This is a genomic window from Luteolibacter ambystomatis, from assembly GCF_018137965.1.
GTDB lineage: Bacteria > Verrucomicrobiota > Verrucomicrobiia > Verrucomicrobiales > Akkermansiaceae > Luteolibacter > Luteolibacter ambystomatis.
This window is the reverse complement of record NZ_CP073100.1, coordinates 477235-494134: the sequence shown is the minus strand read 5'-3', so window position 1 is coordinate 494134 and position 16900 is coordinate 477235. Positions and strand designations below refer to the sequence as shown.

Sequence of the window (16900 nt, the reverse complement as noted above, 5' to 3'; positions counted from 1 at the left end):
CCTGTTGAGGGTCAGATGGTGGAGGCGACGGGAGTCGAACCCGTGTCCGAAACGCCATCAGCTCTGGCTTCTACACGTTTAGTCCGCGGTCTGGTATTTCGGAGAGACTGGGCCTGCGGACAGCGTTGTCTTTCCTAGAAACCTGTTTGATCTCGACCGGACGCCCGGTTACCCGGCTTCCAGCCCAGCCTGTTGAGTGTCGTCCTTGCCCTTAACAGACATCAGGGTTCGGACGTGACTGTCAATTAAGCAGCCAATGCGAGCTCGTGAGAGTCTGCATTTATTTGTTTTGATCGGCTTTTCAAGAGGCCAACCGATCAACCTCCACGTGCGACCAGCGCGTCAAACATCCCGTCGAAACCGGAACGCCCCCGTTTGCTGTGTGGGATGACCATGCACCGCCGGGCCGCCGGGTTCAACTGGAAATCCGCTTCCGGATTGTACCGGCGTGCGTTCCCGCTTGGATTTCCGGCAGTTGGAGAGTTTTCCGGCTTGCTTCAACCCGCCCCGCCGCCTATCCCCCGCGCCAGCCATGGCCTCAACGCCCGTCATCAACCTCCGCAAGGGACACGCCGTCCGCCACAACAACGAAGTCTGCGTCGTCGTCAGCCACGAGCTGAAGACCCCTCCGCGCATGGCCTCCTACGTCCAGATGTCGATCCGGAGCGTGGGCACCAAGAAGATCTTCAACCTCCGCCTGACCTCGAACGATTCGATGGAAGGCGTTCTGCTCGAGCGCATCCCGCACGAGTACTCCTACAAGGACAGCAGCGGATACCACTTCCTCAATCCGGAAACCTATGAGGATGCCGCCGTGTTCGAGGACATCGTGGAGCCGGTGAAGGACTACCTCATGGAGGGCTCCATCTACACCCTGCTGTTCACCGACGGCACCGTGGCCTCGATCGACCTCCCGGCCTCGATGGTGATGACCGTCACCGAGTCCTCGGAAGGCGTGAAGGGCGACTCCGCCAACAACGTCTACAAGCCCGCCACCATGGAAACCGGCCTGATCGTCCAGGTGCCGCTCTTCATCAACGTCGGTGAGAAGATCAACGTGAAGACCGAGGACAACAGCTACCTCGGCCGCGCCTGATCCGCATTTCCCACTTTTTCCCAAAAGCCGGACTCCTCTCGGGGCCCGGCTTTTTTGTTGGATTCCTGTTGGACCGCGAGGTCTTGCGCCTTGTGAAACTTTTCACAAAGTGGCTTGCCGGGGCGAGGGCGGGACACTCATAGTTTGGGTCGAAACTGGCGGGCTCCGTGCCCGTCCGGGGACCCATCGAGCCATGAGCGAAACACCTTCTGCCACCGCGGAAAAGAAGCTGCCCAAGGACCTTGCCGCCGAAAAGGGCATGGTCAACGTCCAGATTGACGGCGTTTGGCACCAGTTTCCCCGCGGCACGCGCATGATCGAGGCCTGCTCCCAGGCCAGCATCAACGTCCCCCGCTACTGCTATCATCCGAAGCTTTCCGCGCCTGGCAATTGCCGCATGTGCCTCGTGCAGATGGGCATGCCGCCCCGCCCCGCCCCCGGCCAGGAGCCGACCCGCGATGAGGACGGCTACGAAATCATCGGCTGGATGCCGCGCCCGGTGATCGCCTGCGCCAACACGGTGGGCGAGAACATGGGCATCCGCACCAGCGGCGAGCTGGTGGAGAAATGCCGCGAGGGCGTGATGGAGTTCCTCCTGATCAACCACCCGCTCGATTGCCCGATCTGCGACCAGGCCGGCGAGTGCCGCCTGCAGGAATTTTCCGTCGAGCACGGCCGCGGCTCCTCGCGGTTCGTGGACATGAAGGTGAAGAAGCCGAAGAACGTGGACATCGGCCCGCGCGTCCGGCTCGATGACGAGCGCTGCATCATGTGCAGCCGCTGCATCCGCTTCATGGACGAGGTGGCCGGAGATCCGGTGCTCGGCTTCACCCAGCGTGGCACCCACACCACCCTCACGGTCCATCCGGGCCGCTTGCTGGACAGCAACTACTCGCTGAACACGGTGGACATCTGCCCCGTCGGCGCGCTGACCTCGAACGACTTCCGCTTCCAGATGCGCGTTTGGTTCCTGAAGGAAACCAAGTCCATCGACATCAACTGCGGCACCGGCTCCAACATCATCGTCTGGACCCGCGGAAACAAGGTCCACCGCATCACCCCGCGTCGCAACGACGAGGTGAACTCGACGTGGATGCCGGACTCGCACCGCCTTTCCTTCCACGGGCTGGATTCCGATGCGCGCCTGACCGAACCGCTGGTGAAGGTCAGCGGCCCGCACACGCCGGTCACCTGGAAGACCGCGCTGGAAATCGCAGCGAACAACATCAAGACCTTCCAGCCCGGCGAGGTGGCCGTGATCGCCTCCGGCCGGATGACCAATGAAGAGCTTTTCATGGCCCGCGCGCTGGCCGCCGAGATCGGCACGCCCGCGCTGGCCATCGTCCCGCGCGAGGGCCAGGCGGACAGCCTGCTCGTCGCCGCCGACCGCAATCCGAACACCACCGGTGCCAAGCTGGTCTGGGACACCACCGATCCGTCCGCCGCGCTGGCACATGTCCGCTACGGCCTCGACAATGGCTCGATCAAGGCGGTGATCGCCCTCGGTGAGGACCTGCTCGGCGATGCCGGGTTCACCCGCGAGGAACTCGAGAAAGCCTCGTTCATTCTCCAGGTCGCCACCTTGGCCAACCCGACCGCCGATCTCGCCACCGTCGTGCTACCCGCCGCCGGTTTTACCGAAAAGCGCGGCTCGATGGTCAATCTCTCCGGCCGCCTCCAGCGCCTCAACCGCGCCGTCGAGCCTCCGGCCCATGCCCGCGACGATTGGGAAATCCTCCGCGACCTCATCCTCGCCCTCAGCGGTGAGAAGAACGAGGTCCACATGATCGAGGACGTCTTCAAGGCGATGGCCGATGCCGTCCCCGCCTTCAATGGCCTCACGCTTTCCAAGATCGGCGACCAGGGCAAACAGGTCCTCGAAACCGGTTACCAAATCCCGCTCCTCGTGAACGAACGCGCCCGCAAGGCCGCTGGCATCATTAATGGTTAAGGGTTAGAAGTTAAGAGTTATTGGGAAAAATACATGGATCGAGAATCACTGAAAACGTTTGAAGACTTGGAATGCTGGAAAGCATGCCGGGAACTTCGTGTTTTCGTGGCGAAGACCATCTGCAAAGCCCTCCCAAAGGAAGAGCGCTTCCGATTGGGCGATCAAATCCTTCGGGCAGCCCGATCCAGCACGGCCAATATCGCCGAGGGCTACGGTCGTTTCCACTACCTCGACAATGCGAAATTTTGCTCCAACGCCCGCGGTTCCTGCTGGGAGATGGTCGACCATCTCATCACCGCTCATGACGAGGAAATCATCACAAGTGAATTGCTTGAGCAAGGACGTGCTCTCGCGGCCACCGCCATCGCGCTCCTAAATGGCTACATTTCATATCTCCGGCGCGCATCACGGGAAAGAGACACCCAATAACCTCTAACCCATAACGTCTAACGTTTTTCATGGACCCCCTGCTTCTTACCATTCTCATCACGCTGGCGAAAATCATCGGCCTGACCTTCCTGGTCGTGCTGCCGCTGGTGCCGATTTCGGTTTACTTCGAGCGCCGCTTCTCCGCTGTCATCCAGGACCGCGTCGGCCCGAACCGCGTCGGCATTCCGCTCACTTTGTTCGGACTGAAGAAGGACTTCTCCTTCGCCGGTCTGATCCAGCCGATGGCCGACGGTGTGAAGCTGTTCCTCAAGGAGGATTTCACGCCGACCCATGTCCGCAAAGCCTTCTACTGGCTCGCTCCGGTGCTGACCGTGGCCCCGTCCCTGATCACCTTGGCGGTGATTCCCTTTGGCTCCTCGATCACCATCGGCGGCCAGAAGATCGACCTCGCCATCGCGAACCTCGATGTCGGCCCGCTGTTCATCTTCTCGATCGCCTCGCTCTCCGTCTACGGCATCACGCTGGCGGGCTGGTCCTCGAACTCGAAGTTCCCCTTCATCGGCGGTGTGCGTTCCACGGCCCAGATGATCTCCTACGAAATCTGCCTCGGTCTCTCGATCATCCCGGTGCTGCTCTATTACGGAGACCTGAACCTCGGCAAGATCGTCCAGGAGCAATCCGAGCATGGCTGGCTGCTGCTGCCCTTCTGGGGCAATGACGCGGCACATCCTCTGGGCACCAAGCTGCTGTTCTGGATCCCGGCGTTCATCTCCTTCCTGATCTTCACGATCTCGATCTTCGCGGAAACCAACCGCATGCCCTTCGACCTGCCGGAGTGCGAAACCGAACTCGTGGGTGGCTACCACACCGAATACTCCTCGATGAAGTTCGCCATGTTCTTCATGGGCGAATACGCGGCGATGGTGGTGGGTTCAGCACTCATCATCACCCTGTTTTTCGGCGGCTGGTCGGCGGGGTTCACCCTCGATGGTTGGATCTCCGGCCTTACCGTGGCCGGTGCGAAGATCGGCGGACTGGTTCACCTGCTGGTGTTCCTCACCAAGCTGATCGCCTTCATCCTCTTCTTCATTCTCGTCCGCTGGACGGTGCCGCGCTTCCGCTACGACCAGCTCATGAAGCTGGGCTGGGTGATCTTCTTCGAAGCCGCGCTGGTGAATGTCTTCCTCGCTGCGCTCGTCATCGCCGCCCCTTACCTGTCCGTGGGCATCATCGCCCTCGGTGCCGTGCTGCTGGTCGTCCTCTGCGCCGCCATCATCTGGGTCGCGAAGGTTTCCGAAGAGCCAGCCAAGCGCAACTCGGGCCTCTTGGAACAGAATTAACAAAATTCGCAGAATTTACATTTTGAAGACGAACGACGAACGCGAATACGACTTGGCTGGCCGGGTGATCGGCTGCGCCATGACGGTTCATCGTGTTCTCGGCCCGGGGTTCAACGAGCGGGTCTATCAAAACGCGCTGTCCTTGGAATTGGCTGCGGTCGGAATCCAATTTGAGAACCAGGTCAAACTCTGTGTCTACTACAAGGAACGGCCCGTTGGAGATTTTGAGGCTGACATGATTGTCGAAAACAATCTGGTTCTCGAACTCAAAGCCGTCGAAACGATTACCAAGAGCCATGAGGTGCAACTGGTCAACTATCTGGCCACCACCAAAATTGATGAAGGACTGCTGATCAACTTGGGGAGTGACTCGCTGCAGTATCGGAAAAAATTCCGAACCTATAAACATCAAGGAGACCCACCTTCTCTACAGGCGTGACCTCACGACCTGTAAATTTTGAAAATTCTGTCAATTCTGTCCAAAAATGGCCGTCATCAAAGTCAAACGCCCGAAACTGAGCTTCGGTGAGAAGATCTACTTCGGCGCGCTCATCAAGGGCTTCCTGCTCACGATGAAACACGCCGTCGATTCGATGCGCGGCAAGTCCCGCGGCGCGAAGGAGCTCGCCTCCTCCGGTCTCGGCGTGACCATGCAGTATCCGGAGCAGAAGTGGGACGAGCACCTGCCGGAGCACTACCGCGGCGCCCCCGCGCTGGTGACGGACGAGCAGGGCCGCGAACGCTGCGTCTCCTGCCAGCTCTGCGAATTCATCTGCCCGCCGAAGGCGATCAAGATCACCCCGAGCGAAATCCCCGCCGACGACCAGTGGGCGAAGGTGGAGAAGCGTCCGCTCGAGTTCGATATCGACATGATCCGCTGCATCTACTGCGGCATGTGCGAGGAAGTCTGCCCCGAGCAGGCGATCTTCCTCCGCAAGGACTACGCCATCACCGGCCTGAGCCGGAAGGACATGGTCCACACCAAGAAGAAGCTTTACGAAATCGGCGGTGTCCGGGTGGGCCTCGTCAACAAGTGGAACGAGCTGAAGTAATCCGACGTTCTCCCCATGAAAGCCCTTTCAGCAGCGCTCATCGTCATGGCCGGGTTATACACCCTTACGGCGGCAGTAAGCCACATGGGTCTCCTCAGTATTCCCGGTATGATCATGACCGCCGTATCCTTTGCCATCATTGGCTTCGGCATGTCCGGCTGGTGGGCTTGTTTGAAATACGACCGCTGAGATCCTTTTCCCAATCACTTCCATGCCTTCCCCTCTCTTCTGGATCTTCGCCCTGCTGATGTTGATCGGCGGCGTTGCCGTCATCTGCTTCCGCAACCCGGTCTCTAGCGCGCTCTCGATGGTGGCCTCCTTCGTCGGCATCGCCGGTCTCTTCGTCGGACTGGATACCTACTTCACCGGCATCATCCAGATCCTCGTCTATGCGGGTGCGATCATGGTGTTGTTTCTCTTCATCATCATGCTGCTGGACCTCAAGGATGAGGTGAAGCGCAAGACCAAGATCGCTCCGATCGCCGCCGGTCTGGTGCTGGTGCTCGCTTTCGTCATCCAGCTCGCGGGCGTTCTTTCCAGCACCCCGGACCTTCAGGCGCAGAAGCTCGATCTCGCGAAGGGCGCCGCCTACTACCGCGAGCAAAAGAGCGAGAAGATCGTCGCCGCTCTTGATCCGCAACCGCGCGAAGGCGAGCCACTGCCCGCCGCCAAGCTCCCGGACGTCCACATCGTCGGCCAGACACTTTTCACCGGCTACAACCTGCCGCTCCAGATCCTCGGCGTGCTTCTCCTGGTCGCCACCGTCGGCGTGGTGGTTCTCTCCAAGCGCCAAACGACCTGAGATTCAAATCCTAAATCCCAAGCACTAAATCCTAAACGAAGAGCATCCGATCGAACGTCCAACATCAGAAGCATCCCTCTTGGTTTAGAATTTTAAATTTAGTGCTTAGAGCTTTCCCATCATGGCCAGCCTTCATCAGTATCTTCTCGTTTCAGGCCTCCTCTTCGCCATCGGCCTCGCAGGCGTGGTGCTGCGCCGGAACATCATCATCGTGTTCATGTGCCTGGAGCTGATGCTCAGCGCCGCGAACCTCACGCTGATCGCCTTCTCCCGCTTCCACACCGCGAAGACCGGCCTGCCCGATCCCGCCGCCCAGATGCTGGTGTTCTTCGTGATCACCGTGGCCGCCGCCGAAGTCGCCGTCGGCCTCGCCATTATCGTCGCCCTCTACCGCGCCCGCCAGACGATCCACACCGACGACCTCACGTCGATGCGCGGCTGAACCCCACGCGGCACCTGAAACTTTCTCCTGCCCATGACCCTCGCCTGGACCCTCCTCTTCCTGCCGCTCATCGTCGCGGCGGCGAACCAGCTTGTGCTCAAACGCACCGGCCTGGCCCATCTCGTTTCGACGTTGTCCGCAGCGGTCACGTTCGTGATCGCCATCCTGCTGCTGGGCAAAACGGGGTCACCGGATCCAATCAAGTGGGCGACCGTAGGCGGCTTCTCAATCGATCTCGGCATCATCTTGGACAAGCTGTCCACCGGCATGATGATCGTGGTGACCGGCGTCGGCCTGCTGGTTCACATCTTCTCGCTCGCCTACATGAAGGACGATGAGTCGAAAGCGCGCTACTTCACCGGCCTTTCGCTCTTCATGTTCTCGATGACCGGCATCGTGCTGTCGTCGAACTTCATCATGACCTTCATGTTCTGGGAACTGGTCGGCCTGAGCTCCTACCTGCTCATCGGCCACTGGTATCAGAAGGAATCCGCCGCGAATGCCGCGAAGAAAGCTTTCATCACCAACCGCATCGGCGACTTCGGCTTCATGGCCGGCATTCTCATGCTGTGGGGCATCACCGGTGCGCTGTCGTTCGGCGACATGCACGAAGGATTTCTTCACTTCAAGGAGACCCACCCGGAAATCTTCGCGGGCGTGCTTTCCACCGCCTTGCTCTGTGTCTTCTGCGGCGCGGTCGGCAAGTCCGCCCAGCTTCCGCTCCACGTCTGGCTGCCGGATGCTATGGAAGGCCCGACTCCGGTCTCCGCCCTCATCCACGCCGCGACCATGGTGGCGGCCGGTGTCTACATGCTCTTCCGCGTGCAGCTCTCGCTCGAGCTGCCTGAGGAACTCCTCCACTCCCTTCTCTCCAGCAAGGTCATCGCCTGGACCGGCGGACTCACCGCCCTCGCCGCGGCGCTGATGGCCACCCAGCAGGACGACATCAAGCGCGTGCTGGCCTACTCCACCCTCTCCCAGCTTGGCTACATGGTGATGGCCGTGGGTCTGGCTGCCGGTGAGGCGGGCATGTTCCACCTCTTCACCCACGCCTGGTTCAAGGCCCTGCTCTTCCTCGGTTCCGGCGCGGTTATCTATGCCTGCCACCACGAGCAGGACATCTGGAAGATGGGCGGTCTGCTGAAGAAAATGCCGATCACCGGCTTCACCTTCCTCATTGGTTTCCTCGCCCTGATCGCCATTCCAGGCACCTCCGGTTTCTTCTCGAAGGAGCAGATCCTCGAAGCCGCCCACCATCACAACCCGGCCCTGTTCTGGATCGCCGCCGCTGTCGCGGTGCTGACGCCGTTCTACATGACCCGTTTGTTCGTCGTCGCCTTCCTCGGCAAGTCCCGCGACCACGGTGCCGACCACGCTCACGAAGTCGGCCCGCTGATGTGGATACCACTCGCCATCCTCGCGACCCTCGGCCTTCTGGCCGGTTATCCCTTCATCGCTTCAAAGCTCGCGCCCGCCTATGCGCAGCCGGAGCACCTGTTCGATTTCACCAGCGTGGTCTCCTTGGTTTCGCTGGCAGCCGTGGCGATCGGAGTCATCGCTGGCTTCGTCCTTTACAACGGCAAGGACAAGGACCCGGTCTCGATCCCGCTGTTCCGCAACCGCTTCTACATCGACAGCTTCTACGACAACTTCGTCGTCCGCTTCTTCACCGATGCCTTCGCCGCCATCGTCCACTTCTTCGATCGCTTCTTCATCGACGGTCTCGGAGTCGGCGGCCTGAGCCGCCTCGCCGAGAGCTTCGGCAATACCTTCCGCCGCGTGCAATCCGGCAACCTCCAGGGCTACGCCTTCGCCTTCGGCGCCGGTGTGATCGCCGTCATCTACTTCACCGTGTTCTACTGAAGCCGCTGAAAATCGAACCCTGAACACCAGCCATCCCATCCGATGCTCGCGCTTCTCGTCCTCCTTCCGATTCTCGGCTTCATCGCCATCCTCTGCGGTGCCCCGGCACGCCTGACCGCCATCGCCGCCGCAGTGGCGAATCTGGTGATCGGCCTCGCCGCAGCGATAACGCCCAAGGCTACCTGTTGGGCCGCCAAGTTAACCGTTCTGCAAAAGCCGGAACTCCACCTCTCCTTCGGCCTGATCGATGGCATGAGCGTGGTGATGATCTTGCTCTCCGTGATCGTCACGCTGGCCGCCGTGCTCACCGGCAAGTCTCCGGAAGGCAAGGACAAGCTCTGGTATGGCTCCTCGCTGCTGATCTCCGCCGGTGCACTCGGAGCCTTCGCCGCCACCGACCTGTTCTTCTTCTACGCCTTCCATGAACTGGCACTGATCCCCACCTTCCTGATGATCGGCATGCTCGGTCGCGGCGAGCGCAAGGAAGCCGCTTGGAAGATCACCATCTATCTCGGCCTCGGCTCGATCATCCTCCTCGCCGGTCTCGTCTGGCTGGCGAATGTCACCGGCACCTACGACATCCAGAAGATGCTCGCCGAAAAGACCGCCATCGACCCGGCGGCGCAGAAAGGCATCGCCGCGCTGCTGCTCGTCGGCTTCGGCACGCTGGTCTCGCTCTTCCCCTTCCACTCGTGGGCCGCTCCGGCCTACGCCAGCGCCCCGGCTCCCACCTCCATGCTCCATGCGGGCGTGCTGAAAAAATTCGGCCTCTACGGCCTGCTCCGCCTCGCCATTCCGCTGCTGCCCGTCGGAATGCATGCCTGGGTCACGCCGCTGCTGGTCCTGCTGCTCGGCAATATCCTGTGGGTCGGCTACGTGACCATCAACCAGAAGCGCCTCGATACCCTGCTCGGCAATTCGTCGGTGATGCACATGGGCTACATCTTCCTGGCCATCGCTGCTCTCGCCGCCAGCCAAGGCCAATGGATTCAAAGAGAGGATGTTGGTGGCTTGGAGCACGTGGCTGCGAGTTGGACCGCTTCCCTCACGCCCTTGAACACCATCGCCCTCCCGGCCGCGGTGATCCTGATGTTCGCCCACGGCATCTCCATCGCGCTGCAGTTCTCACTGGCTGACAAGATCGAGCGCAGCACCGGTTCCCTCGATCTCTATGATTTGGGCGGCCTCGCCAAGTCCACGCCCGGCCTCGCCTTCCTCTTCGGCATCGGAGCCATGGCATCCATCGGCCTCCCCGGCCTCGCCAACTTCGCCGGTGAAGTGATGGTCTTCCTCTCCGCCTTCCAGAACTACAACGCGGCATCCGGCCTCGGCCCCGTCCAGATCGCCTGCATCCTCGCCATCTGGGGCGTGGTGATCAGCGCCATCTACATGCTCCGCGCCTATCGCCGTATCTTCCAAGGCCCCTCGGTGCCCGCCACGAAATCCACCACCGATCTCACCTTCGCCGAGCGCATCCCGGCGTTGCTTCTGATCGTGGCACTGCTGGCCGTCGGGCTTTACCCGAATCTCCTGCTCAACCTGCTGCGATAAGATTCAGTCATTCGTCATTCCTCTCCCATGCCCGCTTACTACCTCGAAGCCCTGACCGTCGCACTCGGCATCATCCTGCTGATGGCGGAGGCGTTTTCCTCCAACCGCTCGAAAGCCTGGGTCGGCGGCGCGGCCGCGGTCGGGCTGGCGGTGATCCTCGGCCTCCTGTTCTGCGCCGTAGGACCGGAAACCAAGCCGGATGCAGCATGGGCGAAGTGGCCGCTGTGGAACTTCTACTCCTTCGACAGCCTCGCGAAATTCTACAAGGGCTTCGCTCTCCTCAGCACCCTGCTCGTCGTCCTGCTTTCCATCGACTTCCGCAGCGTGCTCGCCCGTTTCACCGATCATCCGGGTTCCGAATCCGGCACCGGCGAATACTACGCGCTGCCGGTCTTCGCCTGCGCGGGCATGATGTGGATGGCCTCCGCCAAGGATCTCGCCGGTGCCTTTGTCGCCCTCGAGCTGGTCACCATCACCTTCTACATCCTCGTCGCCTACATGCGCCGCAATGTCGGTTCGCTGGAGGCAGGCGTGAAATACCTCATCCTCGGCGCTCTCAGCACCGGCTTCCTCGTTTACGGCATCGCCTGGATTTACGGCAGCACCGGCACCATGAGTCTTGCCGGTATCAGCGAGTGGATCACTTCCCAGCCGTCCGTGCAGGAACCCGGCCAAGGCTACCTGCCGCTGCTCTTCGGCATCGCGCTGGTGATGGTGTCCCTCGGCTTCAAGGTTGGCGCCGCACCGATGCAGGTCTGGATCCCGGACGTCTATCAGGGTGCCCCCACCCCCACTACCGCCTTCCTCTCCGTCGGATCGAAAGCCGCGGGCTTCGTCCTCCTCATCCGTTTCCTCCAGCCCTTCCTCGCTCCGGAGTCTCCGGTCCGCGGTTCCGTTCTGGTGCTGCTGCTGGTGCTGGCCTGCTTCACTCTCCTCTTCGGCAATCTCGCCGCCATCCCGCAGACGAACTTCAAGCGCCTGCTCGCCTATTCCTCCATCGCCCACGCCGGTTTCCTGCTGCTGGCCCTCGCCGCTTGGAACACCGATGAAGGCAACCTGCTCGGCTCGGTGAAGGCCGTGTCCTTCTACCTCGCCACCTACCTGCTGATGACCCTCGGCACGTTCTTCGTGCTCGGCCAGGTCCGCATCCAGAGCGAGGGCGAGCGCATCGAGGACTTCAACGGCCTCGGCCAGCGCAATCCGCTGCTCGCGCTCGCCGTCACCGTCCTGCTTGCAGCACTCGCAGGTGTGCCGCTCACCGCCGGTTTCATCGGCAAGTTTCTTGTCTTTTCGCTGGCGGTGAAACATCAGCTTTGGTGGGGAGTCGTCCTCGGCTTCATCGCCGCAGCCGCCGGTTTCTACTACTATTTCAAGACCATCCGCGCGATGTGGTGGCAGCCCTCCGCCGACAACGCGAAGGCACTCGTCCTGCCACCAATCACCCGCGCGGTGGTGGCCGTCCTGACGGTGCTGGTCCTGCTCCTCGGCGTGTGGCCTCAGCCGGTGCTCTGGCTGCTGGGTTGACCGTAGGAATCTCAAATTTGAAATTTCAAATCTCCACAGGCTCCGGGGTCCACTCCCCGGAGCCTGTTCCTTTGTAGGGGAGTGACAGATTTGCCTTTTCCGCGAGGAAGTTGCCTCCAATGCTTCCCGCCACCCCATGACCGCCGACTTCCTTGTCATCGGCGCCGGCATCGCCGGACTGAGTTTCGCCATCCGGGCCGCCAAACACGGCTCCGTCATCGTGCTCGCCAAGGGCGGCGTCTTTGAATCCAACACCGCGTGGGCCCAAGGCGGCATCGCCTCCGTGCTGCCCCCGGGATTCTGCGACGAGGGCGATACCCTTGAAAAGCACGTCGCCGATACCCTCGACGCTGGTGCCGGCCTTTGCGACGAAGCCGCCGTCCGCATCATCGTCGAAGAAGGCGTGGCCACCATTGATGATCTCACCGGCTACGGCGTAGGCTTCGATCGCGAGAACGGCCACTACCAGCTCGGCAAGGAAGGCGGCCACTCCCAGCGCCGCATCCTTCACACCCGCGACACCACCGGCCGGGAAATCGCCCGCGCATTGGTGGAACAGGCCCGCAACACGCCGAATCTCACGATTCTCGAACACCACTACGCCATCGACCTGATCACCACCGCCAAGCTCGGCGCGGTCATCGATGACCGCGCACTGGGAGCCTACGTCCTTGATCGCAAAACCGGCGCGGTCCAGGTGTTCCGCTCGGACCGCGTGGTCCTCGCCACCGGTGGCTGCGGCAAGGTCTATCTCTATACCACCAACCCGGACGCCGCCACCGGCGACGGCGTGGCGATGGCTTGGCGGGCTGGTGCCAATGTGGCGAACATGGAGTTCATCCAGTTCCACCCGACCTGCTTCTACAACCCCGCCGCCACCGGCCCCGAGGCCCGCTCCTTCCTCGTCAGTGAGGCGGTCCGCGGCGAGGGCGGCATCCTCATCAATGCCAAGGGTGAGGATTTCACCAAGAAGAGCGATCCGCGTGGCTCGCTCGCCCCCCGCGACATCGTCGCCCGCGCAATCGACCGCGAGATCAAGCGCACCGGCGCGCCCTGCGTCTATCTGGACGTCACCCACAAGCCTCTGGGCTTCATGAAGGAGCACTTCCCCTTCATCTATCAGAACCTGCTGAAATACGGCATCGACTGCGAGAAGCAGCCGATCCCCGTCGTCCCCGCCGCCCACTACCAATGCGGCGGCGTGGTCACGGATGTGGATGGCAAGACCTCCGTCCGCGGGCTCTACGCCATCGGCGAGGTCGCCTGCACCGGCCTCCACGGAGCGAACCGCCTCGCCTCGAACTCGCTGCTGGAGGGCAATGTCACCGCCCGCCGCGCCTTGGACGAGATGCTGAAGTTCTACTCACCGGAAAAGCCTCATGAGGACGAGGCCCCGGCGATCCCCGAGTGGCACCACGGTGACGTGGCCGAGCCGGACGAACTGGTTGTGATCTACCACAACTGGGACGAGATCCGCCGCCTGATGTGGGACTACGTTTCCATCGTCCGCACCGAGAACCGCCTCCGTCGCGCCGCCACTCGCTTGCGGAACCTCAAGAAAGAGGTCCGCGAGTTCTACTGGGGCCACCGCGTCAATGCGGATATCCTTGAACTCCGGAACCTCGTGACCGTCGCCGCTCTGATCGTGGACTGCGCCATTCGCCGCAAGGAATCCCGTGGCCTTCACTTCACCCTCGATCACCCCCAGGCGGTCGAGCGGTTGAAGCGCGATACGATCCTGCGGAAGTTCTAAAAACCTGATAGTTGGGACAGGATCTACGGAGTTTTACCCGTGGTTTTGCATGATGATAAGGAAGCATTAAATATCATCGAGTTATGATGGATTGGATACACACCAATTTTTGACCCAATTTAAATAACTCATTATGAGATAGTTACAGAATTGCACAATCGGGCAAATTGCCCGATCCGGCGGTTGGGCTTGATGCGGGGTGCTCTCTAACGCTTCACTACGAGCCTCCCCCCACATGAAAACGAAACTGCTACTTGGCGTGGCAGCGATCGCCTTGGCCTTGGTTTCAGGCCGGGTAAACGCCCAAACGCTTCAGGCGCATCTGATTGATGCGAACCCCCAAGTGCTGGTGAACGTCACTTTTGACGGCAATCCGGCCCACGGCGAACTCCAGAACGCCGGCCAGTTGAACTTCGATTTCGGCCCAGCCTTCTGCGTGGAACCTCTTGCAGGTCTCTCGTATGGCGAAAATCTGGTTTACAACATCCAGAATCCGCTGTCGCTGACCCAGTATGACACCATTTCGCGTCTGGTGGGTGGCTACCTCGCCTCCGGCCAGACGAATGTGGATGCCGCAGGCGTCCAGGCCGCGATCTGGGAAATCGTGATGGGTGACAATGGCTCCCTTTCCTCCGGTAATGTCCGCCTTCTGGACTCCCCGGCAGTGGTCGCCGCCGCCAACAACTATCTGGCGAACGTGAACACCTACACCCCGGTGGCCCTCACCTACCTCACCAACGACACCCGCCAGGACGTCGTGACCTGGGCGGTGGTTCCGGAACCGAGTTCCGTTCTCCTGATCGGACTTGCCTCCGTCGGCCTGCTCCGCCGGAAGCGCTGATCCTCCAAGGCCTGCCGACCGCTCCTCTAACGGTCGGCTTTTGCCTTGCGCCAGCCTCCGAAATCCGGAGAATGCAGTTTCATTCGGCGCCCCCCGGGGGGGCGTCCGGACATTCCCTCCGCATGATCACGACCCGTGCCACACTCGCCGTGACCTTCCCGCTGCTGCTCGCAGCGGGTTCGTTTTCTCAGGCCCAGACGGCGGCCACGGCAAGCGGCGTACCCCGGGTGATCGTGCCTACCAGCCCCCAGCCCAGCGTCGGCACTGCGGCTTCCGGTGCGGCTCCCCGGGTGGTGATCCCCACCAGCAATCTCTCCGCCGCGCCCGCACGCCCTGTCGATCCCACGGCCCGCGTGCTCTATCCGTGGCGCATGTCCGTCACCGCCACCGTCTTCTGGATCGGTGAGCTTCCTTCCCAGAACAATCCCACGCCCAACACCAAGTCTTCCTGGGACCAAGCGTGGACCTCGAATTTCGGCGGCTTCGATGATCCCGAGCCCGGCAGCCGCGTCGCGGATTTCAAAACCGGTGATTTCCGGCCGAAATCCTTCTCGCCGAAGCTCAATCCTTTCTACATCGCCCTGCCCTACAACGACGTCATCAGTTCGACCTTCCACAAGCCGGAAGCGAGCAGGGTGATCCCGTGGTTCGGCCGGCTCAACCCGGAACCGGGCAAGACCGTCTGCAAGGGCCGCTGGCTCCAGATCTACTACAACAACCGGAGTTGCTACGCCCAGTGGGAGGATTGCGGCCCGTGGGTGACGGACGATTGGGAATACGTCTTCGGCAACAAGCCGCCGAAGAACACCTCCAACCAGTCCGCCGGCATCGATATTTCCCCGTCCGTCCGCGACTACCTCGGCATCACCTCCGGTCAGAAGGTCCATTGGCGCTTCGTGGAAGCCGGTCAGGTGCCTTACGGCCCTTGGAAAAAATACGGTCAGGATACCACCGATCCGACTCTCGACGCCCAGCGCAAGTATCTCGAATACCTCCGCAAGCTGCGTGACGAGGAGTTCCAGAAAAAGCCGATCGGGCAATAGGAAGGCGGCGGATCGCCTTTCACGATTTCCGTTCCTGCGATGACGGAGCTCCCTTGTAGAGCACCGCAAAAAGGATCAGGCACAGCAGCAGGATCACGGTCAACACCGCCCAGAAGGCCTGCCAGCCTCCCGCGCCGCCGACCACTGTAAGGCGGTGGAGATACCCGACGAACATCGTCCCGGTCAGAGTCCCGATCCCGGATGAGACCAAGGTGAGCAATCCCTGCGCCTGCCCCCGCAATCCAGGCGGCACCCGCCGGTCCAGGAAGATCTGCGCGGTAATGAAGTAAAACGTGTAGGCGATGCCGTGAAGCGACACGCCCGCGATCAGCCAGCCGCGGATCCCCGTTCCACCTGCCACGGTGAAGCAGGCGAACCGCACCAGCGTCAGCCCCAGCGCCCACACCAGCACCGTCTTCACCCGGCAGCGGGCCATCACCGCCCCCACCAGGATCATCGCGCCGACCTCCGACCACTGGCCCAGCGTCATCGTGGCCGAGGCATGCAGGTCTCCAAGAGCCTCCAGATGCCGTGGCACGAACATGTAGAACGCGGACATCGGCACCGACAGCAGCGCCGTCGTGAAAAAGAACACGAAGTGATCTCGCTCCCGCAACAACCCGAAGGCCTCCAGTCCCAACAAGCTCGTCCATGACCGGCGACCCGGAGCGCTCGGACGGGTGGCGGGCAGGGTGAACGCCAGCAAACCCAGCACCACGCGTGAAATCACCGAGGCATACCCTGAGGCCACCGTGCGGTCGCCGTTCAGCAAATAGCTCGTCGCCAGCCCTGCCGCCATCCAGCCGATCGTTCCTCCCATGCGGGCCAGTGGAAATTGGCGCTCGCCATTCGGCAGATGCGTGAGGGCGATCATCGTCCCCAGTCCCCACATGGGCCCGGCGAAAAGAGCATGTAACGCGAGAAACCCGATGAACCACCACGGGTTCCAGTCATGCTCCAGCGTCCAGAAAGCCGCCAGCAGCAGTGCCGCCCCGAGCAACGCGATGATCCCCAGCAATCGTTCCGCCCGGATCCTCTGGTCCGCGAGAGCTCCCGCAATCAATGGTGAAACGAGCGCCGCACAGGGAGTGACCAGAAATGCCAGCGTGATCCAATCCCCCAGCCCTTTCGCGTTCAGGATATTGGTCAGCGCCGATCCCCAGAAACCCGGCGAGAGCCCGAGGAAAAAGCACATCGTCCACATCACCGGCAACATGCGGGAGCGGGATTCACGGACGGTGTCGGACACAAG

At 61.6% G+C, this 16900-nt stretch carries 16 protein-coding genes and 1 other RNA gene; 15 read left to right on the top strand and 2 right to left on the bottom strand.

Going from position 1 to position 16900, the window contains the following annotated elements; genetic code table 11:
• Window positions 1-16 precede the first annotated feature (16 nt).
• Window positions 17-373, bottom strand: a transfer-messenger RNA (tmRNA) gene (gene ssrA, locus KBB96_RS01945).
• Between the two features lie 159 nt (window positions 374-532).
• On the opposite strand from ssrA, the gene KBB96_RS01940 reads away from it, so the two are divergent.
• The 15 genes from KBB96_RS01940 to KBB96_RS01870 all read left to right on the top strand — a co-directional run bounded on the left by KBB96_RS01940 (window position 533) and on the right by KBB96_RS01870 (window position 15648).
• Complete coding sequence (locus KBB96_RS01940) at window positions 533-1096, top strand: elongation factor P (protein WP_211631804.1); 564 nt, start codon at window positions 533-535, stop codon at window positions 1094-1096.
• A 193-nt stretch (window positions 1097-1289) separates the two neighbouring features.
• On the top strand, window positions 1290-3047 hold the full coding sequence (locus KBB96_RS01935; protein ID WP_211631803.1) for an NADH-quinone oxidoreductase subunit G: 1758 nt from the start codon (window positions 1290-1292) through the stop codon (window positions 3045-3047).
• 33 nt (window positions 3048-3080) lie between these two features.
• Window positions 3081-3476 (top strand): four helix bundle protein, encoded by a 396-nt coding sequence (locus KBB96_RS01930; protein WP_226373622.1) that lies wholly within the window; start codon window positions 3081-3083, stop codon window positions 3474-3476.
• Between the two features lie 29 nt (window positions 3477-3505).
• Window positions 3506-4777: a complex I subunit 1/NuoH family protein gene (locus KBB96_RS01925; RefSeq protein WP_211631801.1), complete on the top strand. Its 1272-nt coding sequence runs from the start codon at window positions 3506-3508 to the stop codon at window positions 4775-4777.
• A gap of 22 nt (window positions 4778-4799) precedes the next feature.
• Window positions 4800-5216, top strand: coding sequence for a GxxExxY protein (locus KBB96_RS01920; protein ID WP_211634696.1), 417 nt, complete (start codon window positions 4800-4802; stop codon window positions 5214-5216).
• Window positions 5217-5262: 46 nt separating this feature from the next.
• A complete protein-coding gene (locus KBB96_RS01915) occupies window positions 5263-5829 on the top strand; it encodes a NuoI/complex I 23 kDa subunit family protein (protein ID WP_211631800.1) in 567 nt (188 codons plus the stop codon).
• A gap of 15 nt (window positions 5830-5844) precedes the next feature.
• Window positions 5845-6018, top strand: a complete 174-nt coding sequence (locus KBB96_RS01910; RefSeq protein WP_211631799.1) for a hypothetical protein — start codon at window positions 5845-5847, stop codon at window positions 6016-6018.
• 22 nt (window positions 6019-6040) lie between these two features.
• Window positions 6041-6631 carry an NADH-quinone oxidoreductase subunit J family protein gene (locus tag KBB96_RS01905; RefSeq protein WP_211631798.1) on the top strand — a complete coding sequence of 197 codons (591 nt, stop codon included), beginning with the start codon at window positions 6041-6043 and terminating at the stop codon, window positions 6629-6631.
• 121 nt (window positions 6632-6752) lie between these two features.
• Window positions 6753-7073 carry an NADH-quinone oxidoreductase subunit NuoK gene (gene nuoK / locus KBB96_RS01900; protein WP_211631797.1) on the top strand — a complete coding sequence of 107 codons (321 nt, stop codon included), beginning with the start codon at window positions 6753-6755 and terminating at the stop codon, window positions 7071-7073.
• Between the two features lie 33 nt (window positions 7074-7106).
• The gene (nuoL, locus tag KBB96_RS01895; protein WP_211631796.1) at window positions 7107-8936 is read left to right on the top strand and encodes an NADH-quinone oxidoreductase subunit L; all 1830 of its coding nucleotides are present in this window, start codon (window positions 7107-7109) and stop codon (window positions 8934-8936) included.
• 42 nt (window positions 8937-8978) lie between these two features.
• Window positions 8979-10487: a complex I subunit 4 family protein gene (locus tag KBB96_RS01890; protein ID WP_211631795.1), complete on the top strand. Its 1509-nt coding sequence runs from the start codon at window positions 8979-8981 to the stop codon at window positions 10485-10487.
• A gap of 27 nt (window positions 10488-10514) precedes the next feature.
• Window positions 10515-12011 (top strand): NADH-quinone oxidoreductase subunit N, encoded by a 1497-nt coding sequence (locus KBB96_RS01885; RefSeq protein WP_211631794.1) that lies wholly within the window; start codon window positions 10515-10517, stop codon window positions 12009-12011.
• A 136-nt stretch (window positions 12012-12147) separates the two neighbouring features.
• Window positions 12148-13764: an L-aspartate oxidase gene (nadB, locus tag KBB96_RS01880; protein WP_211631793.1), complete on the top strand. Its 1617-nt coding sequence runs from the start codon at window positions 12148-12150 to the stop codon at window positions 13762-13764.
• Between the two features lie 235 nt (window positions 13765-13999).
• A complete protein-coding gene (locus KBB96_RS01875) occupies window positions 14000-14605 on the top strand; it encodes a PEP-CTERM sorting domain-containing protein (RefSeq protein WP_211631792.1) in 606 nt (201 codons plus the stop codon).
• A 122-nt stretch (window positions 14606-14727) separates the two neighbouring features.
• Complete coding sequence (locus tag KBB96_RS01870; protein WP_226373621.1) at window positions 14728-15648, top strand: hypothetical protein; 921 nt, start codon at window positions 14728-14730, stop codon at window positions 15646-15648.
• A 19-nt stretch (window positions 15649-15667) separates the two neighbouring features.
• Here the strand turns inward: KBB96_RS01870 and KBB96_RS01865 are convergent, their stop codons facing one another.
• Window positions 15668-16897 (bottom strand): MFS transporter, encoded by a 1230-nt coding sequence (locus KBB96_RS01865; RefSeq protein WP_211631791.1) that lies wholly within the window; start codon window positions 16895-16897, stop codon window positions 15668-15670.
• Window positions 16898-16900: the final 3 nt, after the last annotated feature.